Origin of the sequence: Arthrobacter sp. Helios, assembly GCF_023167125.1 — a bacterium.
GTDB lineage: Bacteria > Actinomycetota > Actinomycetes > Actinomycetales > Micrococcaceae > Arthrobacter_B > Arthrobacter_B luteolus.
This window is the reverse complement of sequence record NZ_CP095402.1, coordinates 3,802,281-3,828,031: the sequence shown is the minus strand read 5'-3', so window position 1 is coordinate 3,828,031 and position 25,751 is coordinate 3,802,281. Positions and strand designations below refer to the sequence as shown.

The window sequence follows — 25,751 nt, the reverse complement described above, 5'->3', positions numbered from 1 at the left end:
TGAGCTATCCATGCTCACTGGTGGCTATCGGCGGATTACTCGAATATGTAAGTACTTTCCCCGCGCCTCTAAGTAGTTTTCAATCAGCAACCAGGTAGGAAAAGTGAGCAGGTTTGAAGAAGCCTGTCTGTGCCCTCCGCAGGTAACGTGGCAGGACGACTTGGATTTGCGCGCCGCACCTGCTGAAGCACTCGGTTAAGTCCGAATGAATCCGAATAAATCAGTCCGAATTAAGGGAGAAACCATGAGCACGGCCACGGACCGGTCCACACAGTCGCCGGAAGTACCTCCCGCGGACCGCCATGACCTCATCAGGGTGCTGGGCGCACGGGAGAACAATCTCAAGGACATCAACGTCGAGATTCCCAAACGCCGGCTGACCGTTTTCACCGGGGTGTCGGGTTCCGGCAAGAGCTCCCTGGTTTTCGCCACCATCGCCGCGGACTCCCAGCGGATGATCAATGAGACGTACAGCGCCTTCCTCCAAGGGTTTATGCCCTCGCTGTCCCGCCCCGATGTGGACAAGCTGGAGGGGCTCACCACGGCGATCATCGTGGACCAGGAGCGGATGGGCGCCAATCCGCGCTCCACGGTGGGGACCGCGACGGATGCAAACGCCATGCTGCGCATCCTGTTCAGCCGGCTCGGCGACCCGCATATCGGCTCCCCCAACGCGTACTCCTTTAATGTCCCTTCGGTGAAGGCCAGCGGTGCGATCACCGTGGAACGCGGCGGCAAGACCAAGGCTGAGAAGGCCACCTTCAACCGCCTCGGCGGGATGTGTCCGCGCTGCGAGGGTATGGGCTCGGTCAGCGACTTCGACCTCACCGCCCTGTACGACGATTCCAAGTCCATCCTGGAGGGTGCGCTGACCATCCCCGGCTACAGCATGGACGGCTGGTACGGGCGGATCTTCAGCAACACCGGGTTGTTCGACGCCGCGAAACCGATCAACCGGTTCACGAAGAAGGAGCTGCACGCCCTTCTTTACCAGGAGCCGACCAAGCTCAAGGTGGAAGGCATCAACGTCACCTTCGAAGGCCTGATCCCGAAGATCCAGAAGTCCATGCTGTCCAAGGACCGCGAAGCGATGCAGCCGCACATCCGTGCCTTCGTGGAGCGGGCCATCACGTTCTCCACCTGCCCGGACTGCGGCGGCACCCGCCTGGCGCCGGAAGCGCTCTCCTCCCGGATCAAGGGCAGGAACATCGCCGATCTGTGCTCCCTGCAGATCAGCGATCTCGCCGAGTGGGTCCGGGATCTGGACGAGCCGTCGGTCGCGCCCCTGCTCGCCGGTCTGCAGCACCTGCTGGATTCCTTCACGGAGATCGGCCTCGGCTATCTCTCCCTGGAGCGCCCCGCAGGAACGCTCTCCGGCGGCGAGTCGCAGCGCACCAAGATGATCCGGCATCTCGGTTCCTCCCTCACCGACGTCACCTATGTTTTTGACGAACCCACCATCGGGCTGCATCCCCACGACATCCAGCGGATGAACCAGCTGCTGCTGCAGCTGCGGGACAAGGGCAACACGGTCCTGGTGGTGGAGCATAAACCGGAAATGATCGCGATTGCGGACCATGTGGTTGACCTGGGCCCCGGTGCCGGCACCGGGGGCGGGGAAATCTGCTTCGAGGGCACCGTGGACGGCCTGCGCGCCTCGGACACTGTCACCGGGCGGCACCTTGATGACCGGGCACAGCTGAAAGCAGCCGTGCGTCAGCCCTCCGGCGCCTTGGAAGTCCGCGGCGCCGCCACCAACAATCTCCAGGATGTCGACGTCGACATTCCACTCGGCGTGTTCTGCGCGCTGACGGGTGTTGCGGGGTCCGGCAAGAGTTCCCTCATCCGCGGTTCGGTGGCGGGACGCGAGGGCGTTGTCGTGATTGACCAGAGCGGGATCAAGGGCTCCCGCCGCAGCAATCCGGCCACCTACACGGGCCTGCTGGAGCCGATCCGCAAGGCCTTCGCGAAGGCGAACGGCGTGAAGCCGGCCCTGTTCAGTTCCAACTCCGAAGGTGCCTGCCCAGTGTGTAACGGGGCCGGAGTGATTTATACCGACCTTGGTGTGATGGCCACGGTGGAATCCACCTGCGAGGAGTGCCAAGGCAAGCGGTTCCAGGCCCAGGTGCTGGAATACACCCTGGGCGGACGGAACATCGCCGAAGTGCTCGCCATGTCCGTCACGGAAGCGGAGGAATTCTTCAGCGAGGGCGAATCCCGGACTCCGGCGGCGCACAAGGTGCTTTCCCGGCTGGCCGACGTGGGGCTGGGCTATCTGAGCCTGGGCCAGCCGCTCACCACGCTCTCGGGCGGTGAACGGCAGCGCCTGAAGCTCGCCTCGCAGATGGCGGAGAAGGGGGACGTCTACGTGCTGGACGAACCCACCACCGGGCTGCATCTGGCCGACGTCGAGCAGCTGCTGGGGCTGCTGGACCGGCTGGTCGAATCCGGCAAATCGGTGATCGTGATCGAACACCACCAGGCCGTGATGGCGCACGCTGACTGGATCATCGATATGGGTCCGGGTGCCGGGCACGACGGCGGCCGGATTGTGTTCGAGGGAACGCCGGCTGATCTGGTGGCATCGAGGGCCACCCTCACCGGGGAACACCTGGCCGCCTACGTGGGCGCCTGAGCCGGCAGACCGGGTCCTGCGTTCAGGAGGACCCGGTCTGCTGCGGGCTGGCCCGCGGCCCGGCGTCATAACGGTTCCCGCAGTAGCCCCCGACCAGCCTGCACCAGGTCAAGTGTGTACCGCACCAGCCATTTTGACCGGGCCGTCCTTCGCTAAACCGCAGCCGGATCGGGCGCGTTCCGGCCGGGCGGCAGCCGGTCGGTCCATTGCCGGTCAGAGTGAGTTCCGGGCGAACGGCAGCCGCACCGCCCACAGCCGGCCAGGGTGTCTTCCGGGCGAGCGGCAGCCGGTCGGTCCGGTCAGGGTGCGTTCCGGGTGCACCGTTCCACTCCGCTTTGGGAAAACCCTTCCGTTCTGCGCACCGCTCCCCTCCGCTTTGGGGAAACCCAGCCATTCCTTGCACCGTTCCACTCCGCTTTGGGAAAACCCTTCCGTTCTGCGCACCGCTCCCCTCCGCTTTGAGAAAACCCATCCGTTCTGTGCACCGTTCCACTCCGCTTCGAGAAAACCCATCCGTTGCGTGGCACCGTTTCCCTCCGCTTTGGGAAAATCCAGCCGCTTTGGGATCTCCCTCCGGAGCGCGGGCGGCGGAAAAACGCATAACGGTCGATTTACCCCCAAACGGAGGCTTTTGAGATCACATCCACCGGTGCCCAGCGAGGTCCATAGGCTACGCGCCCGGCCGTCCGTGCCGCCACCCAAGGGACCCAACACCAAGCACCAAGCACCAATCGTCTCGGGCGGCCCGCGGCCCGGGATACGCGCCGGAGCGGCATGCGTCTAAGCCGTGTATCTAAGCCGTGTATCTAAGCCGTGGGTCTAAGCCGTGTACCAAACCGGGGCACCGGCAAACTCGCCGGGTGTTAGCCCGCGACGTCCAGGTAGACGGCGCCGCCGGAGGAGGCCGTCGGTACGCTGCGGATGAGTTCTGCCTGCTGGCGGATCATCCGGGACTCGCTGCGCAGCTGCTGGTAGGTGCGCTGCTGCGCCATGGCGAGCAGCCGTGCCCGCGCAGCGAACTGCACCGGCAGCGGGCCGAGGTCATGCGGCGGATGCCAGGCGCCGGCGACGCTGCGGGCCTGTTCCTGGACGGTGCTCCCGTCCATAAAGGCCTCGAGGTTATCTTCCAGCTGGGTCAGGATTTCGTCCCAGCGCTCCAGGTTTTCTGTGTCCGGCTCTGCCGCGTCAGACGGTTCCATGGGCTCAGCCGACACCGAGGGTGCCGCCTGTACCGGTCGGGGCGGCGCCGGGCGCCTGGGTGGGGAGCTGGGCAGCTGCTTCATGCCAGGCTGCGCGGAGCGGTTCCATCAGGTTGATGCACTCGCGGGTCATTGCGGCGCTGTGCTGGAGGTTCGCTTCCACCAGGGCCTTCATGACATAGCCGTAAATGGCCTGGAGGTTTTCGCCGCCTTCCCACTCGTCGACCTTGAGGGTTCCGCTGAGCTCGGCAACGATGGCCTGGGCATGCACCAGCTGCTCCGAGGCAGCCGGCCAGTTTCCGGCCTGCTGGGCTGCTTCGGCGCGGTTCAGGTCCAGCAGCATCCGGTCGTAGAGCATCGTGAGCAGCCGAACGGGAGAGGCGGACATCACCGCATCCCGGATGTACTCAGCCCGCTTGGCCTGCAGTCCGTAGCTCACGGTCACTTGCTGCCTGAGTTGGAGCCGTTAAGCGAGGCGAGCTGCCCGGTCAGCCATTCCTGCTGCGTTTGCAGCTGGCTGAGCTTGACCTCCAGGTTGCCCCAGATCAATTTCAGCGTGGATTCACGGCTGGCCAGGCGGCGGTCCCACCCTTCAATTTGGGTGTTGAGGTCCTTGATGACGGATTCCTGGCCGGTGATCCGCTGGGTGATCAAACCGTCGTATTTGTCCGAAGCCACCTTGCCCGCTGCCGCGACCCGCCCGGCAATCGTCTGCAGCGTTTCCTGGGTCTTGACTGGATCAGCTTCCATCGCTGCGGCGAACTTCTCCGCATCGAACACCACGGTGCCTTCCTTGGTGATGACGATGCCGAGTTCTGACGGTGAGCGGCCGTCGATCGGTGAGGTTGCCGCGTCCATAACCTGCCGCTTGATATCCCGGATCCCGGCGTCGCCCGTGAACAGTCCTCCGGACGCGCTGGTGTTTCCCGAAGTGGTGCTGACGGTAACAGCGCTGTTCTTGTCGATGAAGGCGAAGACATCAGCCAGTGAAGCGACCAGGTCGGAAGCCACTTTGGCGATGGCTTCGTCGTCCCTGGCGACGGTCAGGGTGAGTGCCGTGTTGGCAGGCGTATTGGCAGCCAGGGTCACGTCAACCCCGGGCATAATGCCCTTGAAGGTGTTGGTGCCGGACGTCAGTTCCTGGGCGGCAGGGGTGCCCGCCCAGAGGGTGAGCTTGGCGTCCTGAGCAGATTTGAGGACATCCGCATCAGTTCCGTCAATGCTTGCCGTGAACGCGCCCTCGGTGCCGGTCTTTGTTGCGGTGAACTGCACCCGGTACTGCTGAACGCCGTCCACCATGCCGGTGGGGATCTTCACCCCGGTCACCCCGAGGTTGGCCTTGTTGACCTCGCTGATGACCTCATCCATGGATTTGTCCGTGGTATCGAAGGAGGTTGTGGTGCCGTTGGCTGAGATGGACAGGGCACTGTTGGACGGCCATGCCGCCATCGCGGCGGAAAGCGAGATCTGCGCCGTGGCTGTCTGGGTAACCGAGATGTCGAGTGAACCTGCCGCCGCCCCGGCGCCCACCGTTGCAGTGACCTTGTCCGAACTGCTGGTGGCCGTGAAAAGATCAGTCCCGGCCGGCTTGGCCGTCTTGGCCGCAGCCTCGGCCAGGGAAGCGATCTTGGTGTTCAGCGACTGCAGGGCAGTCGTAAACAGCTGGGTCGTTGTGACCTTGTTCTTGAGCAGCAGCTGGGGCCGGGCTTCGATGTCCATAAGCTGCTTGATCATCTCGGTGGTTTTGATACCGCTGATGATCCCGTCGATGCCTAGCGCCATGCCGATGCTCCTAAAAGGTATCCCTCCGGTGCCACCGGAAAGGCTTGATAAAACGCTTCAGGCAGGGAATGGGCTGACGGGAAAAGTGTGAGGTCCAAGTCATTCTTTTCCCGTCAGCGGCCATTCACCTGCCGGTCAAGCGGTTACTGCTGGGTGCGGCGCGGCCGGAGCTGCCCCGCGATGAAACCCTTATTACTGCAGGAGCTGCATAACGCCGGAGTTCATCTGGTTAGCCTGGGCCAGCATTGCGGTTGCGGCGCTGGAGAGGATCTGGGACTTGGTGAAGCTGCCCATTTCCGCTGCCATGTCCGTGTCGCGGATGCGGGAGTTGGCTGCCGAGAGGTTCTCGACGGAAACCGCGATGGAGCGAGCGGTGGATTCCAGGCGGTTCTGCTGGGCACCAAGGGATGCACGCTGAGTGGAGATAGCGGCGATCGCGGTATCCATGGCCACAACCGATGCTGCGGCAGCGTCCGAATCGGCAACGCCGGCACCCGTAACAGCCGTAACAACCGCGGTCATGGCCGTGAAGTTAACTTCGAGCTGATCTTCAGCGACAACGCCGCCGGCGCCAATCTGAACGGTGATGGCGGTGTCAGCATTCAGCAGCTTGATGCCGTTGAAGTTGGTGGAGGCCTGGATACGGCCAAGCTCGGCACCCAGGGCGTCGATCTCACCCTTGATGGCCTCGCGGGATTTGGCGTTGTTGGAATCGTTACCACCCTGCACAGCGAGGTCGCGCACGCGGTTCAGGATGTTGTGGACCTCGGTCAGGGCGCCTTCAGCGGTCTGGATCAGGCTAATGCCGTCCTGAGCGTTGCGGCCTGCCTGGGTCAGACCGGAGACCTGGTTCTTCAGACCTTCGGAGATGGCCAGACCAGCAGCATCGTCAGCTGCACGGTTGATACGCAGGCCGCTGGAGAGACGCTCCACCGACTTGGACTGAGCAGCCTGGTTCAGGTTCAGGTTGCGCATTGCGTTCAGCGACGAGGTGTTTGTTGCGATTGTGAAACCCATGGTGAATTCCTCCGTGATTGGGCGATAACTACAAGGCCCGTCCGTGGGCCTCTACCCGTAGTTATCGACCCTCACAGGTCAGGTGTTAGGAATCCGGGAAAGTTTTTCCAGCCGTTTGAGACCTGGAACACTGCAGTTACTAGGACACGGCGGTGTTCAGCACACCGTGCCCGCCCGGGGCAGAGAATCCGGTGGGATGAAAATGCGGGTCCTGCCGGGTGAGTCCGCCAGCCGTCCATTCCGCCACCGAGGACAGGTAGGCGTTCCGCCTGGCCGGGGAAATCCGGGACTCAATCGGAGCCGGTGTCCCCGTGTCCGAGTAGTGGGTGCCCAGACCGTCCCGCAGCAGCCGGACTGCTTCGGCACGCTGCTGGGAAACCGCGGAGTGGGTGGCCCCCAGCTCGGCGGCCAGCTCCTTGACGGACCGGTCGTGGAAGTACACCTGTTCCACGACGTAGCGCATTTTTTCCGGCAGGGCAGCGACGGCGGCCCGCAGGTACTTCATGCTTTCGGCATTCAGCACTGACCCTTCCGGCGAAGGCAGCTCACTCACCAGGGAGTCCGAGGCGGCGTCGTCAAGGTGGGACACGGTGCGCGACGCGTCGGCGAGGGCATCCTCGGCCGTGCTGCGGTCAACACCCAGGGCAGAAGCGATCTCGTCGACCTTGGGGCTCCGTCCGAGCGCCCCAGTCAGAGCTTCCTTTACTGCCAGTGTTTCCTTGATGCGCTTCCGTGCCGTCCTGGTGGCCCAGTCGCTGGAGCGCATCTCGTCGGCAAATGCCCCAACGATGCGCCGGCGCGCGTACGCACCGAAGGGCACGCCCAGCTCTGCATTGAACGAGTCAGCAGAGGTGATCAGGGCGATTGCTCCAACCGATGCCAGATCATCCCGGGAGAGATGTGTCACCTTGGCACACACCTCTGAGACCAAATATCCAACCAGCGGTAAGTTCTCCACAACCAGCAGGTTGCGTTCTTCACGATTCAAAATATGGACCCCCAAGTCCTTGTTCCCCAACAAAATACGCTTGCCGCTAGGACGGAGGCTGAGACCCCCGGGAGATTCCATACTTTGGCGTAATACGTGCAACATACCACTAACATTGGTGGTGCAACCGCCGATAGGTGTGTCTGACGGATTAAAAGTTTTTCGGCCTGTGAAGGCGGGTGTCTTGAAACCGTTGCAGGATGTGATTCCGCATCCACCGGAAGACAAAACACTCGCATAGACCGCAGGAGGTGAGCTAGACATGGGTACCCAGAAATTGTCCGCATTACTCTGGGAAGAACGGGAACTGTTGGAGCTCCTGACCTTCAAGCTCGAGGAAGAACAGCTGCTCCTGACCTCCGGGAAAACGCGCTGGCTCCAGCACGCCACCCGGGAAGTGGAGCAGGTCCTTGATCGCCTGCGGATCGCGAATCTGGCCAGGACGGTGGCCGTTTCCGAACTCGCGGAGGAATGGGGCATAGCCGAAGATGCAACTCTTCGGCAGATTATCGCCGCAGCACCTCCAGGACCGTGGACTGAGATTTTCACGGCCCATTTGCAGGCAATGACGGAACTTACCGTGAGGATCCGCGATCTGCGGGACACGAACGAGCAGTTCCTCCGTACGGCAGCGCGTTCCGCCCAGGAAACCCTCGCGGGCCTGGGCACGGAGAGCAAAACGTACACCTCCAGCGGCAACTCTGCCGGGCCGGGAAGCAGCGCCCGCATAGTGGACAAGCAACTCTAGAGACCGTGAACAAAGGAATCGTCACGCCATGAGCACCTTCAGCGGCCTTAACACCGCTTACTCCGGTCTAAGCGCAGCCCGTAAGGGCCTCGACATCGTTGGGCAGAACATCGCCAACGTCAACACACCGGGATACACCCGCCAGCGGGTCACCACCTCTGCCATGGGCGGCGCGTCCATCGCCGGCAGGTTTTCCACCGGACCGGCCGTGGGCCAGGGCGTCTCAGTCGATGGGATCGCCCGGCTTGGCAGCATGCAGCTGGATACCCGTGTACGGGCGACCGCCGCAGCCTCCGGGTTTTCCGCAGTGCGTGCCAATGCCCTGTCCAGCCTGGAAACCAGCTTGAACGAACCGGGGAAGAACGGCATTTCCACTTCCCTGACCGAGTTCTGGGCCGCTTGGCAGGGTGTGGCCAACAAACCCGGGGACGAAGCCGCGGCCACCGGGCTCATCGGGCAGGCCACCATCCTCGCCCAGCAGATCTCCACCGGGTATGAGGCAGTGGAGGAGCAGTGGACCGGTGCGTATAAGCAGCTCAAGGACATGGAGGCGGAGCTGAACGGCACCGCCTCGCAGATCGCGTCCCTGAATGCACAGATCCGGACCACTCTGGCCTCCGGCGGGTCGGCTAATGAACTGATCGACCAGCGGAACGCCCTGACCACCACGATCGCCGCCCTGGCGGGCGGAACGGTCCGCGAATGCGACAACGGTATGGTCGACGTCCTGATTGACGGCAACGCCATTGTCTCCGGGGATATCGTCCGGCCTGTCCAGGTTGCCGGCGGGGTTGCCATGGGCGGCGAAGCGCCGCGCCTGGAGTGGAGCCACCGCCCAGGGACCAACATGGCCGTCAGCGGCGAAATCGCCGGAGCGCTCAGCATCCTGGCACCGGCCGGCGACGGCGGCGTACTGGCATCCGCGGCGGAAGGCTACAACAACTTCGCCAAGGCCCTGGCTACCGCGGTGAACGGTGTGCACAACGGAGGCACCAACACCGCCGGAACGGTGCTGGGAGATTTCTTCAGCCACAGCACCGATCCCGCTGCCCTTTCGTTGAAGGTCATTCCGACCAATGCCGGAGGCGTCGCCACCGGTGCGGCTGGCCAGGGATCGAAAGACAATTCCATAGCCGACGCCATCGCGCAGCTGGGTACCGGGAAAAACTCTCCCGACTCGGTCTGGGCCGGCTTCGTCAGCGGCATTGGCGCCAGCTCCCGCGTGGAGATGCAGCAGGCGGAACTCGCCGGCGTGGCGGCCTCCTCCGCTGTCGGAATGCAGCTCTCCAACTCTTCAGTGGACCTGGACGAAGAGAACCTGAACCTGCTCGCTTATCAGCATGCCTATCAGGGCGCTGCGCGGGTCATGACAGCCATCGATGAAATGCTCGACACGCTCATCAACCGCACCGGCATTGTGGGAAGGTAACCCGTGATTTCCCGAACCACCAACCAGACACTCACGCGCAACGCCCAGCAGAACCTGCAGGCGAACATTTCCCGGCTGGCCAAGCTCCAGGAGCAGGCGCAGACCTCGGCCGCCATCAGCCGGCCGTCGGACAATCCTTCAGGCACCGCCGACGCGCTGAAGGTCCGCGGCGAAATCCGCGCCAATACGCAATACAAGAGCAACATCGCGGACGCGAACAGCTGGCTCGCCACCGTCGACGCAGCGATGTCCCGCACCACGGATCTCCTTACCCGGATCAAGGACCTGGCCATTACCGCGTCCACCTCGACGACCACCCCGGCCAGCAAGGCCGCGATCGCCACGGAAATCGAGGGACTGAAGTCGGATCTGCTGGCGCAGGCCAACACCTCCTACCTGGGCCGGAACATTTTTGCCGGGAACTCAGATGCGGGGGCCGCTGTAACGGTGGATACCTCGGTTGATCCGGCGGTTTATACGTTCACCGGTGCCGGTGACGGGCCGGTGACCCGCCGGCTGGATGCGAATACCACCGTGCGGGTCGATGCCAGCGCAGATGCTGTCTTCGGAGACGTCTTCACCAAGCTCGATTCCCTGGTCGCGGACCTGCGGACGAACGGAAACATCAGCGGACACCTGTCCGGCATCGATGCGAGCAGGGACACCGTGCTCTCGCAGCAGACCGACGTCGGCATCCGCCATGCCCGCGTCCTGAAAGCAGAGGAAACCAACATGGAGCAGTCCGTGAGCTTGGAATCCCGGCGCTCCGGCATCGAAGATCTGGACACGGCAACGGTCATTATGGATCTGAAGCTGCAGGAACTGGCCTACCAGTCCTCGCTGGCTGTCACCGCCAAGGTCCTGCAGCCCACACTGATGGACTTCCTGCGATGAGCACCGTGACACCGGTGGTTTTCCTTACCCCTCCCCCCGGACTCGAACCCATCACGGCCTTCGACCTGGCTGACGTCGAAGGCGCCACCGGGCTGTACTCCCTGACCGGTGCGGACGTTTCCGTTGGACAGCGCCGCTTCTACGCGATCGACGCCTCTGTGTACCTGCCCGATTACAACCCGGAAATCGCCGACGATCAGGCAGCCCAGCTGGGCCTCCAGGATCCGGCTGATGCCCGTGTCCTGGTGGTCGCCAACCCGTCCGACGGCGGTACCACCGTGAACCTGCTGGCCCCGGTCATCATCAACACGCGCACCTGGCAGTGTGCACAGGTCATCCTGGAAGGCGGTGACTGGCCGCTCCGGGCGCCGCTGGAAGCCGTCGCAGCAGCCTGAGCCTCCCCCCCCTGACATAAGAGACCCCTGACGTAAGAAAGGCGGCCTTCCCCTCCGGGAAGGCCGCCTTTCTGTTGTTCTGCTGTAGCTGTTCTACCGCTGTGCCGTCAGGCGTGCGGCTGTTTAGGCGAAGTCGGACGTTGCCGGATCGGCGCCGAAGCGGGTGCCGTTATCCAGCGCGTTGATCGCCTCAATGTCCTCGTCTGAGAGCTTGAGGTCAAGGGCAGCCCAGTTCTCCTGGATCCGCGATTCGGTCACGGACTTCGGGATCACAATGTTGCCGAGCGCCAGGTGCCAGGCGATGACCACCTGGGCGGCGGTGGCGCCGTCGTATTTCGCTGCGATGTCCTGCAGGACCTGGTCATCCAGCAGGCCCTGGCCGGAGCCGAGCGGGGAATAGGACTCGTGGCGGATGCCGTGCTTGGCCTCGAACTCACGCAGTTCCTTCTGGGCCAGGTACGGGTGGGTTTCCACCTGGTTCAGGACCGGAACAACGCCGGTGGCGTCGATGATTTCCTGCAGCGCCTCGACCGTGAAGTTGCAGACGCCGATGGACTTGACCCGGCCGGACTTCTGCAGCTCGATCAGGGCCTTCCAAGTCTCAACGTACTTGCCCTGCTTCGGCTGCAGCCAGTGGATCAGGTACAGGTCCAGGGTCTGAAGGCCCAGGCGTTCCATGGACGCGTCGAACGCGGCCAGGGTTTCCTCGAAGCCCTGATCGGCGTTCCAGACCTTGGTGGTGATGAACAGGTCTTCGCGCGGCAGGCCGGAGGCGGCAATGGCGCGGCCGACGCCGGCTTCGTTGCCGTAGATCTTGGCGGTGTCGATGTGGCGGTAGCCGGCCTCGAACGCCATGCCCACGGTCTTTTCCGCGAGTTCGTCCTCAACCCGCCAGACGCCGTAGCCGAGCTGGGGGATGGTGTTGCCGTCGATGAACGTCACAAGTGGGGATGTAGTCATGGTCACCATCCTGCCAACACTTCGGCGCCGCGCTGACCAAACGGAGCCGAAGTTTGCTGGACGCGAAATTCCGGTGCCGGGGTCCGGACGCCGGAAGGGACGTTCCGGGACCGCTAAACCGGTGAACCGTCCGGCTGGTCCGTGGCAAGCACACGTTCTGCCTCCGCGATGTCCTGTTCCACGAGCTGTGCCCTGCGGCGGACATTTTCGACGCCGGAGGAAGCGATCCCCCAGCGTTCCCCTTCCAGCCGTGACATGGCTGCCGCTTCCGCGGTGGCTGCCAGTGAGTTTCCGGACCGGGAGAGGGCACGGTGGACGCCGGTCATCCGGCCCGGAATGTCCTGGCCGGTGCTGGGGCACTGCCCCTGGGCTGTGGCGCAGACGGCCCGGACCCGCGGCAGGAGGCTGGAGAGTTCGTTGGCGACGAGGGCCAGCTCGTTATAGAGCGCATCGTCTTCGACGCCCTCCAGCATCTGGTGGTAGCGGTCCAGCCCGCGGGTGAAGCGGTCGTGGGCGCGCCGCCACACACCCATGCCGAGTTCGACGTCGTCCTTGCGCCCTTGCCGGGCTGCTGCGAAAAGTGCCATCTTGCGGGAAATTCTACAGATACTGTCCGGGACCCGCGTGGGGCTCGATCCGGCTGGCCGGGCCGGGGGCCTGCCGCTGCTGGCCTGGGACGGCACCGGCACGGCGTGGTTCACCGTCTTCCCCGACGACCACACCGGGGGCGATGACCGTGCCAGGCGGCAGCTGGCGCAGCTGCAGACGGCCCTGCAGCTGCTGGTTAGCGGTCTGCTGTGCTGCGATCGCGGTCTGGATTCCGCGGAACAATCCTTCAAGCCAGCCCACCAGCTGGGCCTGGCCGATGCGCAGCTCCGCATCGGTCGGTGTCGACTCTTCCAGGAAAGGCAGGTTGATCCGCTGCAGTTCAGTGACGAGCTCCGGAGCCAGGCCGTCGTAAAGTTCCTTGAGCGACCGCTCATGGATCTCAGCCAGCCGGTTCCGGGCGGCGTCGTCAAGGGGTGCGTTGCGTACTTCTTCGAGCAGCTGCTTGATCATGGTGCCGATCCGCATGACCTTCGCGGGCTCATCCACCAGTTCGTTCAGCTTGGCCGGGCCGGTTTTCTCCTGGGAGCCGTCCGCACCTTGTTGGGTGCCCGACTGGGCACCCGGTTGGTCCGGTGCTGCACCCTGTGCCTGGCCCCGGTCCTGCAGCGGAGGAGCCGCGGGGCGGGTACCGGCGCCGCCGGGCGACGGGGACTGGGCCGTTTCTCCGGCCGGAGCCGCAGGGGACTGTGCCCCGGGGGCGGCCGCAGATCCGTTCTGTTCAGTCATGGATTAATGCTCTCACGCTTGGGGCTGGTTGTTCCGGGCTTCAGTCGCTTTCAAGCTCTTCCTCCCGCTTTTCGGCGTACTCGCCATTCGGGCTCAGGCCGGGCGCATACTGCCCGGCGTTGAGCTGGCCTGAGGTGTAGTGGTGCGCGTCGAATTCGGGTCCGGCCGCCTGCTCGTCCGGCGGGAGGTTGATGTCCTCGGCCAGATGCTCATCCTCATTGTCCGGCTCCGGGAGCGGAAGGCTGATGTCCTCGCGAAGGTGGGGATCGTGCGGCAGATCGTCGTGTCCAGGCATCTACCCAGCAAAACAGGAACGGGCATCCACTACAAGGGGGGCCGGACGGAGCTGGAAATGGAAAGGCAGCGGGCCCGGTGCCCGCAAAACGGCACCGGGCCCGCTGGTGACCGGTCAGCAGCAGCGTCCGCCGGGATTGTGGTCCTGGCGGTCCATCTTCTCCTTCCAGAACTCCCGCTCGGTCAGCGGCTCCCCGGCGCAGCCCGATGCGGCGTGGTGCGCCTGGTACTTGCGGTAGGCGTCCTCCCCCATCACATCGCGGAAGAACCGGACGAAGCCGCGCAGGCTGCCGGCGATGGCCGCCGGCATCAGTGCCCGGCTCCCGCCGTCTTAGCCGCCGGTTTTTTGTCCTGCGGCAACGCCTTCCACTGCGCTTCAATCTCCTTCTCCAGCGGGGTACCGAAGAACCCTGACGGCGCGAAGATGCGGGACGGCACCGCAGGGTCTTCGGCGCTCGGGGCACCTCCGGAACGGTAGGAGCGGACGGAGGCGATGACCGCGGTAATGATCACGATGATTGCCAGGGTCACGAAGAGGATGGACAGGATCCCCTGCACGAAGGTGTTGCGGACCACGGCTTCCATGGCTTCCACGGTCTTGGCTGTGCCGAAGCTGGTTTCCCCGGCTTCGAGTGCGTTCCTGAAGGCGTTGTGCTGGGCCCAGTAGCCCACACCCGGGACCGGGGAGAAGATCTTGTACATCGAGGCCGTGATGGTCACGACCGAGGCGAAGCCCAGCGGCAGCACCACCACCCAGATGTACTTGAAGAGGTTCTTCTTGGCCAGGATCGCCAGGCAGATAGCCAGTGCAATGGCTGCGAGGAGCTGGTTGGCGATGCCGAACAGCGGGAAGAGCGTGTTGATTCCGCCCAGCGGGTCCGTCACACCCATGATCAGGATCGATCCCCAGCCCGCGACCATGACGGCCGTACAGATCCAGGCTCCTGTCCGCCACGAGGTGTCGCGGAACTTGGGAACGAAGTTGCCGATTGAGTCCTGTAGCATAAAGCGGGCCACACGGGTTCCGGCGTCGACGGCGGTGAGGATAAACAGTGCCTCGAACATGATGGCGAAGTGGTACCAGAAGGCCATCATGGCCGGACCGCCGATGAAACTCTGCATGATCATGGCGAGGCCGACGGCGAGGGTCGGCGCGCCGCCGGTGCGGGAGACCACGGATTCTTCCCCGACGCCGGCGGCCAGGGACGTGAGCATGTCCGGTGTCAGGCTGACTCCGGCCAGGCCGAGGGAGTTGACGAAGGCGACGGCGCCCTCCACGGTGCCGCCGGTGGCCGCTGCCGAGGAGTTCATGGCGAAGTAGATTCCGCGGTCAATCGAGAGCGCGGCGACCAGGGCCATGATGGCTACGAAGGACTCCATCAGCATGCCGCCGTATCCGATGAACCGGGTCTGGCGTTCCTTCTCAATCATCTTCGGCGTGGTGCCGGAGGAGATCAGGGCGTGGAACCCGGAGAGCGCACCGCAGGCGATGGTGACGAACAGGAACGGGAAGAGCGGCCCGGCGACCACCGGCCCGTCCGACCGTGACGCGAACTCACTGAACGCGGGAACGCTGATCTCGGGGCGGACAATGATGATGGCCACGGCCAGCATCACGATGGTGCCGACCTTCATGAAGGTGGAGAGGTAGTCGCGCGGGGCGAGCAGCAGCCAGACGGGCAGGACAGCGGCAATAAAGCCGTAAATAATGATGCCCCAGGCGATGGTGACCCGGTCCAGGGAGAACAGCGCTACGCCCCACTCGGTGTCCGCGATCCAGCCGCCGCCGACGATCGCCAGCATCAGCAGCACAAAGCCGATGATGGAGACCTCGGTGACCTTGCCGGGCCGCAGGAACCGCAGGTACACGCCCATGAACAGGGCGATCGGAATGGTCATGGCGACGGAAAAGACACCCCAGGGGCTCTCTCCGAGGGCGTTGACGACCACCAGGGCGAGGATCGCGACGATGATGATCATGATGGTCAGCGTCGCGATCAGGGCTGCTGTGCCGCCGATCAGGCCGAGCTCTTCGCGGGCCATCTGGCCCAGCGAGCGGCCGCCCCGGCGCATGGAGAAGAACATCACCAAATAGTCCTGGACCGCGCCGGCCAGGATCACACCGACGATGATCCAGACGGTGCCGGGGAGGTAGCCCATCTGGGCTGCCAGCACGGGGCCGACCAGCGGTCCGGCGCCGGCGATCGCGGCGAAGTGGTGGCCGTAGAGCACCCGCCGGTCAGTGGCGGCGTAGTCCTTGCCGTCGGCCTTGTATTCGGCCGGGGTGGCGCGGCGGTCGTTGGGCTTGAGCAGGTGCCGCTCGATGAACTTGGAGTAAAAGCGGTACCCGATGAAGTAGGTGCAGACGGCGGCGAACACGAACCAGATGGCGTTGACCGTTTCACCGCGGACGATGGCAAGCATCGTCCAGCTGATGCCGCCCAGCAGGGCTATCCCGACCCACAGGACGATCTTGGCCGGTGTCCAGCGGCGATCCTCGGCCTCGGCATCGGCGTCATCCAACGCGACCGGAGGCAGATCCGGATCCTGGACCAGGACGTCTGGCCCCGTATCCACCGGATCGTGCCCGGCCGGCCCCTTCCGGTGCCGTCTGTTCTCACTCATGGTGCTTCCCCTTGTCAGCAGTGCGGTTCCGCACCTTGTGGCGGGGTGCGGGTGATGCGCACGAGGGTAGCAGCGGCAGGGGTGTTCCAGGTCACATACACACCGGCACGGCCACCGGTGTTCGGCGGCCGTGCCTGTTTTTGCGCTAAGTGGAGTTTTGCGGCGGGCGACCGCCGGGGCTAGACCGTCAGCAGGATTTTGCCGGTATGCCGGCCGGAATCGAAGTACTCGTGCGCGGCGGCTGCTTCCGCGAGCGGGAATGTGCGGTCCACCAGCGGCTTGACCGTCCCGTCCCGAAGCATCGGCCAGACGTACTCCCCGACGGCGGCCATAATGGCGCTCTTCTCTTCCTCCGGCCGCCCCCGCAGGGTGGTGCCCATCACCGCACAGCGTTTGGACATCAGGGCACCGAGGTCGATCTCCGCACGGGTTCCGCCCTGCAGCCCGATGATAACCAGCCGGCCGCCGGCCGCGAGCGCCTCGACGTTCCGCTGCAGGTACTTTGCGCCCATCACATCGAGGATCACATCCGCGCCGTGACCGCCTGTGGCTTTCCGGACTTCTTCCACAAAGTCCTGCTCCTTGTAGTTAATGAGGCCTTTGGCTCCCAGGCTGCGTGCGAGTTCCAGCTTCGAGGCGCTGGAGGCAGTAACCAGCGGCACTGCACCGAAGGCGGCCGTCAGCTGGATTGCCATGGTGCCGATTCCGCCCGCACCGCCGTGGATGAGGACATACTCACCTTCCCGGACACCGGCAGCCATAAACAGGTTCGAAAAGACCGTTGCGGCCACCTCCGGCAGGGCCGCGGCAGTGACCAGGTCCAGTTCCGGCGGCACCGGCAGCACCTGGCCGGCGGGCACCGCCACCTGCTCGGCGTAACCGCCGCCGGAGAGGAGGGCGGCGACGTCGGCCCCCACCTCCAGACCCTCGACGCCCGTTCCCACCGCGGCCACCCGGCCGGAGACCTCCAGCCCGGGGTATTCGGGGGCGCCCGGCGGCACGGGGTAGTTACCCATCCGCTGCAGGACATCCGCGCGGTTCAGTCCGGCAGCGGCCACATCAATCAGGACCTCGCCCGGGCCGGGCACCGGGGCGGGGACGTCCCGGAGTTCCAGGACCCCGGGACCGCCCGGTTCGGTGATAACGATGGCTTTCATGAGGCCTCCTGAGGGTGGCGAAGATTTTGGCGAATTGGGCTCATCTGCCAGACTACTAGCGGGGAAGGTTGTCCGAGCGGCCGATGGAGCTGGTCTTGAAAACCAGTGTGCGGTAACCCCGTACCAAGGGTTCGAATCCCTTACCTTCCGCATTTGCACCCCGGTTCACTGAGCCGGGGTGCTTTTTTGTGCCGTTGCATGTCAACGCATATTGCACCCGCATATTACTTTGCGGATTCATCAGCATGCTTTCCCTCAAATAGGGTTGACACGTGGTTTCCGGCCCATTTGGGGGGTGGACCACTAAACCATTTTCTATCGAGGAGCTATGACTATGTATTCGGCCCACAAGACGTCTCTGTCCCGAGCCGGAAGAATCCTCGCCGCAGCATCGCTGACGGCACTGCTGGCAGGCTGCGCCGTTCCGCTGTCCTCCGGCGGCGGCAATGCTGCGGCGGACGAGAAACCGTCCTCCGCAGCCGCTTCCCCTACCGCTGAGAAGGTAGTTGAAGAAGTTGAAGACGTTTCCCCGGAAACGGTGGACGCGATTGATCTGAACGTCGGCGACTGCCTGATCGAACCTGACGGCGATCAGATCACCGAAGTGGACGTCCTGCCGTGCACGCAGGAGCACGACAGTGAAGTTTATGCCGCCATGGACATGGCGGGCAGCGAGTACCCGGGCGAGACAGCCGTTGACGAAGCAGCGGCGGAATTCTGCGTCGCCGAGTTCCAGCCCTACATCGGCGCGGATTACCAGACCTCGGTCCTGGACATCGGCCTCATCACGCCGACGTCCTACTCCTGGACCCTGGGCGGGGACCGGGAAATCCTCTGCACGGTTTACCGGGTGGACGGCTCACCGCTGACCAACTCGGTGCGCAACGCGCAGATCTAACGTTCCGCCTGCAGGAGGGCCTCGGCACACACTGTGCCGGGGCCCTCTTTCACTTTGTCAAGAGCCAGTGCCGGTTCGGACTTCAAACCGGTGAATTCCACTGGTCAAAGCCCTTGGGCTGGGATATGCAAAGAGGGTTCACCGCACCCCACTGCCGTACCATCCGGGCCGCTTCCGCTTGCCCTGCTGCGGCACCACTTTCTTCGAGGAGCATGAGGCATGAGACCTACGAGATGGAAGGCGGTGCTGGGAACAGCACTGTCAGCCGGCCTGCTGGCCGGCCCCCTGGCGGCACTGCCCGCCCACGCCGAGGAAGGCGGGGGCGGCGTCATCATTAATGAGGCGTACCTGAGCGGCGGCAGCGCCAACGCCCCCTTTACCAATAAATTCGTAGAGCTCTACAACCCCACCAGCGCCCCGGTCAGCCTGGAGGGCTGGTCACTGCAGTACCGCGCCGCGGGAACAACCACGGCGCCGTCCGGAATCGGCCGGCTCAGCGGAACCATTCCGGCCGGGGGCCACTACCTCATCCAGGGCGCCAGCAACGGCACAACCGGCACCGCCCTCCCCACCGCGGATGCAACCATCGGGGCCAGCTTCTCCGGTGCCGCCGGAACCCTGGTGCTCGCCAACCAGGCGACGGCCGTCAACCCGCTCCCCACCGGCTCGGTGATCGGCCAGCCCGGCGTCGTTGACCTGCTGGGCTACGGCACCTCGAACACCTTCGAAACCGCACCCGCCGCCGCACCCGCGGGCAACAGCGACCCGAAGTCCTTAAACCGCACGGGATTCGCGGACACGAACAACAACGCGGCTGACTTCACGCTCAGCGGTACGGTCACCCCAACCAACACCGCCGGCGGCGGCACGGGCCCCGTTGATCCGACCGACCCGCCGGATCCCACGGATCCGCCCGACGGTACGGTCGCCATTGCTGCCATCCAGGGAACCGGCGATGCGAGCCCGCTCGTCGGGCAGAACGTCACCACCCGCGGCAAGGTCACCGCGGCCTACCCCACGGGCGGATTCAGCGGCTATTACCTGCAGACCCCGGGAACCGGCGGCACGATCGATCCCGCCACCCACACTGCTTCGGATGGCATCTTCGTGTTCTCCGCAGCTACCGTGGGCCAGGTCGCTGTTGGCGACTACGTCGAAGTCACGGGCACCGTGGGCGAGTACTTCGGGCTCACGCAGCTCACGGTCGCCGCCGGCGCCCTGTCCAAACTCACCGAGCCGGCCGAAGAGGTTAAGCCAGCCAACGTCGCCTGGCCTGCCACTGACGCGGAACGGGAAACCCTGGAGGGCATGCTCCTTGCTCCCCAGGGCGACTTCACCGTCACCGATAACTTCTCCCTGAACCAGTACGCGGAGATCGGCCTCGCAGCCGGTACCGAACCACTGGTCCAGCCCACCGCCGTCGCACCCCTGGGAACGCCGGAGCACGCGGCTGTTGCCGCAGGGAATGCGGCCAAGGCCGTGAAGCTCGACGACGGCGCCACCACCAATTTCCTTGCTGCGGCGAACCAGTCCAAACCGCTGCCGTACCTGACCCCGTCCGGCCCGGTCCGTGTTGGGGCGCCCGCTGCGTTCACCACGAATGTGATCCTGGATTTCCGCAACAGCGCCTGGAAGTTCCAGCCGCTCACCGAGCTGACCCCGGCCAACGCGGCCACGGTCCAGCCGGCGTCGTTCGAGAACACCCGCACCGCCGCACCGCAAAGCGTCGGCGGGAACCTCAAACTGGCGTCCTTCAACGTGCTGAACTACTTCAGCACCACCGGTGACCAGCTCACCGGCTGCACCTATTTCAACGACCGTTCCGGAGCCCCGATCACGGTCCGCGGCGGCTGCGACGCCCGCGGTGCCGCCGACGCGGCCAATCTGGAACGCCAGCAGGCCAAGATCGTCCAGGCGATCAACGCACTCGGCGCCGACGTCGTCGGGCTGATGGAAATCGAGAACTCCGCAGCGCTGGGGCAGGACCGTGACACGGCACTCGCCCACCTGACTGCGGCCCTGAACGCGGCGTCCCCCGGCACCTGGGACTACGTCCGCTCCCCCGCGGCCCTCCCCGACGCCGAAGACGTCATCCGCACGGCCTTCATCTACCGGACCGCGAACGCTGAACCTGTCGGCGAATCCGTGATCCTCAATGACGAAAGCGTGTTCTCCAACGCCCGTGAACCGCTGGCCCAGGCCTTCAAGCCTGCCGGCGGAGCGGACAGCGAATCCTTCGTGGCCATCGCGAACCACTTCAAGTCCAAGGGCTCGCCCCCGGCCTCCGGGGAAAACGCGGACAACGGCCAGGGCGGCTGGAACGCCGACCGGGTCCGCCAGGCGCAGGCACTGGTGTCCTTCGCTGACACCGTGGCGGCCGACGCGGGCACGGAGCGGGTTTTCCTGCTGGGTGACTTCAACTCCTACGCCGCCGAGGACCCCATGCGCATCCTGGCAGAGGCCGGATATGTGAACCTGGGTAACGCCACGGGCAAGCACTCCTACGCCTTCGGCGGCCTGGTCGGGTCCCTGGACCACATCCTGGCGTCCCCGGCAGCGGCCGAAGACGTCACCGGAACGGACATCTGGAACATCAACTCCGTGGAATCCGTGGCACTGGAATACAGCCGGTTCAACTACAACGTGACCAGCTTCTACGCTCCGGACGCCTACCGGTCCTCGGACCATGACCCCATCCTGGTGGGCCTGAACCTGACCCCGGCCGAGGCGGAAACCACCGAGCTGAACCTGCTGAACATCAACGACTTCCACGGCCGGATCGACGGCAACACCGTCAACTTCGCCGGAACCGTTGAACAGCTAAAGGCCGCCGCGCCGGAGGGCAGTTCACTGTTCCTCTCCGCCGGCGACAACATCGGCGCTTCCCTGTTCGCTTCCTCGGTGCAGCAGGACCAGCCGACCATCGACGTCCTGAACGCCCTGGGCCTGCGGGCCTCGGCGGTCGGCAACCATGAGTTCGACGGCGGTTTCGCCGACCTCACCGACCGGGTGGTTCCTGCCGCGGACTTCGAGTACCTCGGCGCCAATGTCTACCTCAAGGGCACCACCACTCCGGCGCTGCCCGAGTACGCCCTCCTGGACGTCAACGGCGTGAAGGTGGCCGTGATCGGCGCGGTGACCGAGGAGACCGGAACGCTGGTCAGCCCCGGCGGCATCGCCGCCCTGGAGTTCGGGGACCCGGTGGAAGCCGTGAACCGCGTGGCCGAACGGCTCGTGGCTGAAGGCCTGGCCGACGTCATCATTGCCGAATACCACGAAGGCGCCGGTGCGGGCACGCCCGACGGCGCCACCCTCGAGGAGGAGGTTGCCGGCGGCGGTGCGTTCGCGGAGATCGTGACGGAAACCAGCGCGCTGGTGGATGCCATCTACACCGGGCACACGCACAAGCAGTACGCGTGGGACGCACCGGTTCCCGGCGTCGAGGGCAAAACCCGCCCCGTGGTCCAGACCGGTTCCTACGGTGAGTTCATCGGCCAGATCGAGCTCGAATACAACGCCGAGACGGACGAGGTGCTTTCCTACACGGCCGGTAACGTCGCACGGACCACCACCCCTGCTGCCGAACTGGTGGCGGCCTACCCGGCCGTCGCTGAAGTGAAGCGGATTGTCGACGCCGCCCTGGCGTTCGCGGCCGAGGTCGGCAACCAGCCGGTCGGCTCGGTAACCGCGGACATCACGACTGCCTTTACCGGCGCCTCCCGGGATGACCGGTCCAACGAATCCACGCTGGGCAACCTCGTGGCGGACTCGCTGCTCTCTTCGCTGGGCGCTCCCGAGCGCGGCGGTGCGGAAATCGGCATCACCAACCCCGGCGGGCTCCGCGCGGAGCTGTATTACGGCCCGGATGGTGTCATTACCTACGCCGAAGCCAACGCCGTCCTGCCGTTCGTGAACAACCTGTGGACCACCACGCTCACGGGTGCGCAGCTGAAGGCAGTCCTGGAGGAGCAGTGGCAGCCGGACGGAAGTTCGCGGCCGTTCCTGGCACTGGGCCTCTCCGACAACGTCACCTACACCTATAACCCGGACCTGGCCCGCGGTTCCAGGATCCAGTCGGTAACCGTCAACGGCGCTCCGCTGGACACCGCCCGGGCCTACCGGGTGGGGACGTTCAGCTTCCTGGCACAGGGCGGAGACAACTTCTCCACCTTCGCGCAGGGCACCGACACCAGGGATTCCGGGCTGATCGACCGCGATGCCTGGATCAGCTACCTCCAGGCCAACAGCCCGGTCTCCCCCGATTTCGCCCGGCAGGGCGTGATCGTCAAGGGCGCTCCAGCCACCGTGAAGGCGGGCTCCAGCGCCTCCTTCACAGTGGAGAAGCTGGACCTGACCTCGCTGGGCAGCCCGGCCAACACCACGCTCGCAGTGAGCTGGGTTCCGGCCGCCGGTGCAGCCATCGCCCTGGGATCGGTTCCGGTGACCGGCGGAGCGGCGAGCGTTAGCGCAGCCATCCCGGCGTCGGCATCCGGCGGCGGTTCGCTGGTCCTCACGGCGGCTCCATCGGGAACCACGGTGACGATTCCGGTCACGGTCGAAGCCGGACCGCAGCAGCCGACCTGCGTGCGGCCAATCCCGCCGAAAAACTGGTGGGACCTGCGCGGCTGGCTGAAATACGCGGTTGACTACGCGCGGTATCTGCTCTGCACGGTGGGCCGCGGCTAGTCCGCACCTGCTAGCTAATTCTGAGCGCTGACCAAGCGGCGCCGTCCGGGGTTCAAGACCACCGGGCGGCGCCGCTTCTCGTTCAGGACGGGAGCCAGACTGTAGACACCCTGTTTTTACTGTGCTTATAGTGAAGGAAGTGCTTATTTGTTGGACTGGGGGGCATCGGAATGAGGGCGTCACGAGGAGCTTGGCGGTTCGTCCGCCCTGTGCTCCTGGGAGCCGCCGCAGCCGCCTCCTGGCTGACTCTGTCGGCCACCGGTGCTTCGGCCGACCCCCTGCCTGAACCGGATTCCCTTCCAGCAAGCGTGAGTGTTTCTGCTGCGGGCCTCGTGGATTCCGCCGTGAATGCCGTCGATCAGGTGACGGACGGCCTGCTGCCTTCCTCACAGACACCGGCCCAGGCTCCCGCGCCGGAAATTTCCCTGCCAGATGTGCCCCGTCTCCAGCCGGCAGTCCATGGGGTAGCAACGGCAGTCGACGAGCTGGTACAGACCGTTCCGGTGGTGAGGACGGTGGTACCCGCGCAGACGTTGCCTGCAGCCACGGATCCCATCCTGACTGTGGTCGACGACATTGCCGGCTTTGCGGTAGAGACAATTCGGCCGACCGCAGACGGCCTCCTCGAGACTCTGCATCCCGTCCTCCCCCCGGCCAACGACGTCGGGGCTGGCCAGGGTTGTCCCGAAGGCCAGGGAGATCCCGCTGCCCCTCCCGCGGCTGGCTGCAGCGGGAGCCCGGTAATTCCAGCGCTTCCGGACATCGACGCGGTGACAGAGGGCACAGCCGACAGCCCCCGCTTTGCCCCAGACCGCCAACCGGCCCCTGAGCAGCTCCCGACGGCAACAGAACAGCTCGCGGATGAAGATGCCTTGGCCCCTGCGGTATCCGAGGTCATGACCAGTCATGGAGATACGGCTGTGGGTACGGCAGAGTCCTGCGCTGAAGTCTCGCCAGAGGCCGCACTATCCGTGTCTTCTGGCCCGGATTCCGGGGGTCCAGCGGGAGCACCGCAAGGTGGCCTCATGCCGGTGGGCTCCGGATCGTCGGTTGTGAGCCCTTCAGCAGCAGGCCCCTTACTGCCCGGCTGCCTATCCGGGCAGCATCTCAACATTCCGGCACTGGCTGCGCTGCCCGCCTATACGGAGCTGATGAAAGCCCCCTCACGTGTGTCGCTGGATCACGAGTCGTTCCCTGATTAGTTAGGCCTCTGTCCGTTATGCAGCCGGACAAATGCCATTCGGGCCCCATGGGCCCCATCCCAATAACTTGTCAGGAGAATTGCTATGCGTTGCACTATTCGACGAGGGCTGCTCGGCACCCTCTTTGCCGGAGGATTGCTGGCCCTTGGAACAACCGCGGCCAGCGCGGAACCCGTAACCTCCGGCTCCGACGGACTCCTCTCCGGAACCCAGATCACCGCACCCATCACCATCCCCGTCAACCTCGGCACCAACTCCCTCGCAGTCCTCGGCGAAGCCACCACCGAGACCACCGGGAACACCGGGACAGACGCGGCAACCGGGACACCGGCAGAGAGCACCGGACCCGTAACCTCCGGCTCCGACGGACTCCTCTCCGGAACCCAGATCACCGCACCCATCACCCTCCCCGTCAACCTCGGCACCAACTCCCTAGCAGTCCTCGGCGAAGCCACCACCGAGACCACCAGGAACACCGAGACCACCGGGAACACCGGGACAGACGCGGCAACCGGGACACCGGCAGAGAGCACCGGACCCGTAACCTCCGGCTCCGACGGACTCCTCTCCGGAACCCAGATCACCGCACCCATCACCCTCCCCGTCAACCTCGGCACCAACTCCCTAGCAGTCCTCGGCGAAGCCACCACCGAGACCACCAGGAACACCGAGACCACCGGGAACACCGGGACAGACGCGGCAACCGGGACACCGGCAGAGAGCACCGGACCCGTAACCTCCGGCTCCGACGGACTCCTCTCCGGAACCCAGATCACCGCACCCATCACCCTCCCCGTCAACCTCGGCACCAACTCCCTAGCAGTCCTCGGCGAAGCCACCACCGAGACCACCAGGAACACCGAGACCACCGGGAACACCGGGACAGACGCGGCAACCGGGACACCGGCAGAGAGCACCGGACCCGTAACCTCCGGCTCCGACGGACTCCTCTCCGGAACCCAGATCACCGCACCCATCACCATCCCCGTCAACCTCGGCACCAACTCCCTAGCAGTCCTCGGCGAAGCCACCACCGAGACCACCAGGGACACCGGGACCAGCACCCCGGGCTCTGTGCCCCCAGTCGGGCCACGTCCAGGAGTCACACTTCCCGTAGTGATTCCTGCTGGAACCACGCCTCCTGCAGGGACACAGCCGAATGTAGGACCTGAGCCGACATCTGTGTCCTTCGTTGCGGAGGAAACGACCCGGTTTACTTCCGTACCCGCTACCGAAACACCGCTCAGGACATCCGCGGCGACGGCTGAGGTTTCATCGAGCAACCTGGCTGACACCGGAGCAGCGGGCATGGTCCTGTTGTGGCTTGCGCTTCCGTTGCTCGGTGCCGGACTGGTACTGATCAGGCGAGCAGGCCGGCAAAGCAGCTAACCCGTAAACCCGGCGGACAAGGCGGGGTTCCGGTGCTGCCGGAACCCCGGCCTTTCCGTTGTGTTCGGCAACGGCTTCCGGGACGCACATGGGACCTGACCGATCAGAAGGGCACCCC

The 25,751-nt window shown here is 64.9% G+C and carries 20 protein-coding genes and 1 tRNA gene; 9 read left to right on the top strand and 12 right to left on the bottom strand.

The window, feature by feature from the left end; genetic code table 11:
• Positions 1-244: 244 nt before the first annotated feature.
• Positions 245-2,635 (top strand): excinuclease ABC subunit UvrA, encoded by a 2,391-nt coding sequence (locus ArtHe_RS17555; protein ID WP_248318147.1) that lies wholly within the window; start codon positions 245-247, stop codon positions 2,633-2,635.
• Between the two features lie 863 nt (positions 2,636-3,498).
• On the opposite strand, the gene ArtHe_RS17550 is transcribed toward ArtHe_RS17555, so the two are convergent.
• The 5 genes from ArtHe_RS17550 to ArtHe_RS17530 all read right to left on the bottom strand — a co-directional run bounded on the left by ArtHe_RS17550 (position 3,499) and on the right by ArtHe_RS17530 (position 7,621).
• Entirely contained in the window at positions 3,499-3,834 is a 336-nt protein-coding gene (locus tag ArtHe_RS17550) for a hypothetical protein (RefSeq protein ID WP_248318146.1), read from the bottom strand.
• Between the two features lie 4 nt (positions 3,835-3,838).
• Positions 3,839-4,273, bottom strand: a complete 435-nt coding sequence (fliS, locus tag ArtHe_RS17545) for a flagellar export chaperone FliS (protein ID WP_246168618.1) — start codon at positions 4,271-4,273, stop codon at positions 3,839-3,841.
• Between the two features lie 2 nt (positions 4,274-4,275).
• Positions 4,276-5,616 carry a flagellar filament capping protein FliD gene (fliD, locus tag ArtHe_RS17540; RefSeq protein WP_248318145.1) on the bottom strand — a complete coding sequence of 447 codons (1,341 nt, stop codon included), beginning with the start codon at positions 5,614-5,616 and terminating at the stop codon, positions 4,276-4,278.
• A 192-nt stretch (positions 5,617-5,808) separates the two neighbouring features.
• Complete coding sequence (locus tag ArtHe_RS17535; protein ID WP_248318144.1) at positions 5,809-6,633, bottom strand: flagellin; 825 nt, start codon at positions 6,631-6,633, stop codon at positions 5,809-5,811.
• 139 nt (positions 6,634-6,772) lie between these two features.
• Positions 6,773-7,621, bottom strand: coding sequence for a sigma-70 family RNA polymerase sigma factor (locus tag ArtHe_RS17530; protein WP_248318143.1), 849 nt, complete (start codon positions 7,619-7,621; stop codon positions 6,773-6,775).
• A gap of 262 nt (positions 7,622-7,883) precedes the next feature.
• Between ArtHe_RS17530 and ArtHe_RS17525 the strand changes: the two genes are divergently transcribed.
• Genes ArtHe_RS17525 through ArtHe_RS17510 form a run of 4 tightly spaced genes read left to right on the top strand, consistent with a single transcriptional unit; the run spans position 7,884 to position 11,087 of the window.
• On the top strand, positions 7,884-8,369 hold the full coding sequence (locus ArtHe_RS17525) for a flagellar protein FlgN (protein ID WP_066300076.1): 486 nt from the start codon (positions 7,884-7,886) through the stop codon (positions 8,367-8,369).
• A gap of 28 nt (positions 8,370-8,397) precedes the next feature.
• On the top strand, positions 8,398-9,798 hold the full coding sequence (gene flgK / locus ArtHe_RS17520) for a flagellar hook-associated protein FlgK (protein WP_248318142.1): 1,401 nt from the start codon (positions 8,398-8,400) through the stop codon (positions 9,796-9,798).
• Positions 9,799-9,801: 3 nt separating this feature from the next.
• Positions 9,802-10,692, top strand: a complete 891-nt coding sequence (gene flgL, locus ArtHe_RS17515) for a flagellar hook-associated protein FlgL (RefSeq protein ID WP_248318141.1) — start codon at positions 9,802-9,804, stop codon at positions 10,690-10,692.
• Positions 10,689-11,087, top strand: coding sequence for a flagellar assembly protein FliW (locus ArtHe_RS17510; protein WP_248318140.1), 399 nt, complete (start codon positions 10,689-10,691; stop codon positions 11,085-11,087). Before flgL ends, ArtHe_RS17510 begins: the two co-directional genes overlap by 4 nt.
• 123 nt (positions 11,088-11,210) lie before the next feature.
• On the opposite strand, the gene ArtHe_RS17505 is transcribed toward ArtHe_RS17510, so the two are convergent.
• The 7 genes from ArtHe_RS17505 to ArtHe_RS17475 all read right to left on the bottom strand — a co-directional run bounded on the left by ArtHe_RS17505 (position 11,211) and on the right by ArtHe_RS17475 (position 17,458).
• Complete coding sequence (locus ArtHe_RS17505; RefSeq protein ID WP_248318139.1) at positions 11,211-12,047, bottom strand: aldo/keto reductase; 837 nt, start codon at positions 12,045-12,047, stop codon at positions 11,211-11,213.
• 113 nt (positions 12,048-12,160) lie between these two features.
• On the bottom strand, positions 12,161-12,634 hold the full coding sequence (locus tag ArtHe_RS17500) for a hypothetical protein (protein ID WP_066300067.1): 474 nt from the start codon (positions 12,632-12,634) through the stop codon (positions 12,161-12,163).
• Between the two features lie 13 nt (positions 12,635-12,647).
• Positions 12,648-13,382: a bacterial proteasome activator family protein gene (locus ArtHe_RS17495; RefSeq protein WP_282568696.1), complete on the bottom strand. Its 735-nt coding sequence runs from the start codon at positions 13,380-13,382 to the stop codon at positions 12,648-12,650.
• Between the two features lie 40 nt (positions 13,383-13,422).
• Positions 13,423-13,677 (bottom strand): hypothetical protein, encoded by a 255-nt coding sequence (locus tag ArtHe_RS17490; RefSeq protein WP_066300062.1) that lies wholly within the window; start codon positions 13,675-13,677, stop codon positions 13,423-13,425.
• A gap of 114 nt (positions 13,678-13,791) precedes the next feature.
• Positions 13,792-13,986, bottom strand: a complete 195-nt coding sequence (locus ArtHe_RS17485; RefSeq protein ID WP_066300059.1) for a YbdD/YjiX family protein — start codon at positions 13,984-13,986, stop codon at positions 13,792-13,794.
• Complete coding sequence (locus ArtHe_RS17480; RefSeq protein ID WP_248318138.1) at positions 13,986-16,301, bottom strand: carbon starvation CstA family protein; 2,316 nt, start codon at positions 16,299-16,301, stop codon at positions 13,986-13,988. Before ArtHe_RS17480 ends, ArtHe_RS17485 begins: the two co-directional genes overlap by 1 nt.
• Before the next feature lie 179 nt (positions 16,302-16,480).
• A complete protein-coding gene (locus ArtHe_RS17475) occupies positions 16,481-17,458 on the bottom strand; it encodes an NAD(P)H-quinone oxidoreductase (RefSeq protein ID WP_066300055.1) in 978 nt (325 codons plus the stop codon).
• A 62-nt stretch (positions 17,459-17,520) separates the two neighbouring features.
• On the opposite strand from ArtHe_RS17475, the gene ArtHe_RS17470 reads away from it, so the two are divergent.
• From ArtHe_RS17470 to ArtHe_RS17455, 4 genes are all read left to right on the top strand, one after another.
• Positions 17,521-17,608, top strand: a tRNA-Ser gene (locus ArtHe_RS17470).
• A 178-nt stretch (positions 17,609-17,786) separates the two neighbouring features.
• Positions 17,787-18,356 (top strand): septum formation family protein, encoded by a 570-nt coding sequence (locus tag ArtHe_RS17465; RefSeq protein WP_083521640.1) that lies wholly within the window; start codon positions 17,787-17,789, stop codon positions 18,354-18,356.
• Positions 18,357-18,575: 219 nt separating this feature from the next.
• Positions 18,576-23,042 (top strand): ExeM/NucH family extracellular endonuclease, encoded by a 4,467-nt coding sequence (locus ArtHe_RS17460; protein WP_248318137.1) that lies wholly within the window; start codon positions 18,576-18,578, stop codon positions 23,040-23,042.
• A 1,286-nt stretch (positions 23,043-24,328) separates the two neighbouring features.
• Complete coding sequence (locus tag ArtHe_RS17455; protein WP_248318135.1) at positions 24,329-25,633, top strand: chaplin family protein; 1,305 nt, start codon at positions 24,329-24,331, stop codon at positions 25,631-25,633.
• Positions 25,634-25,751 lie beyond the last annotated feature (118 nt).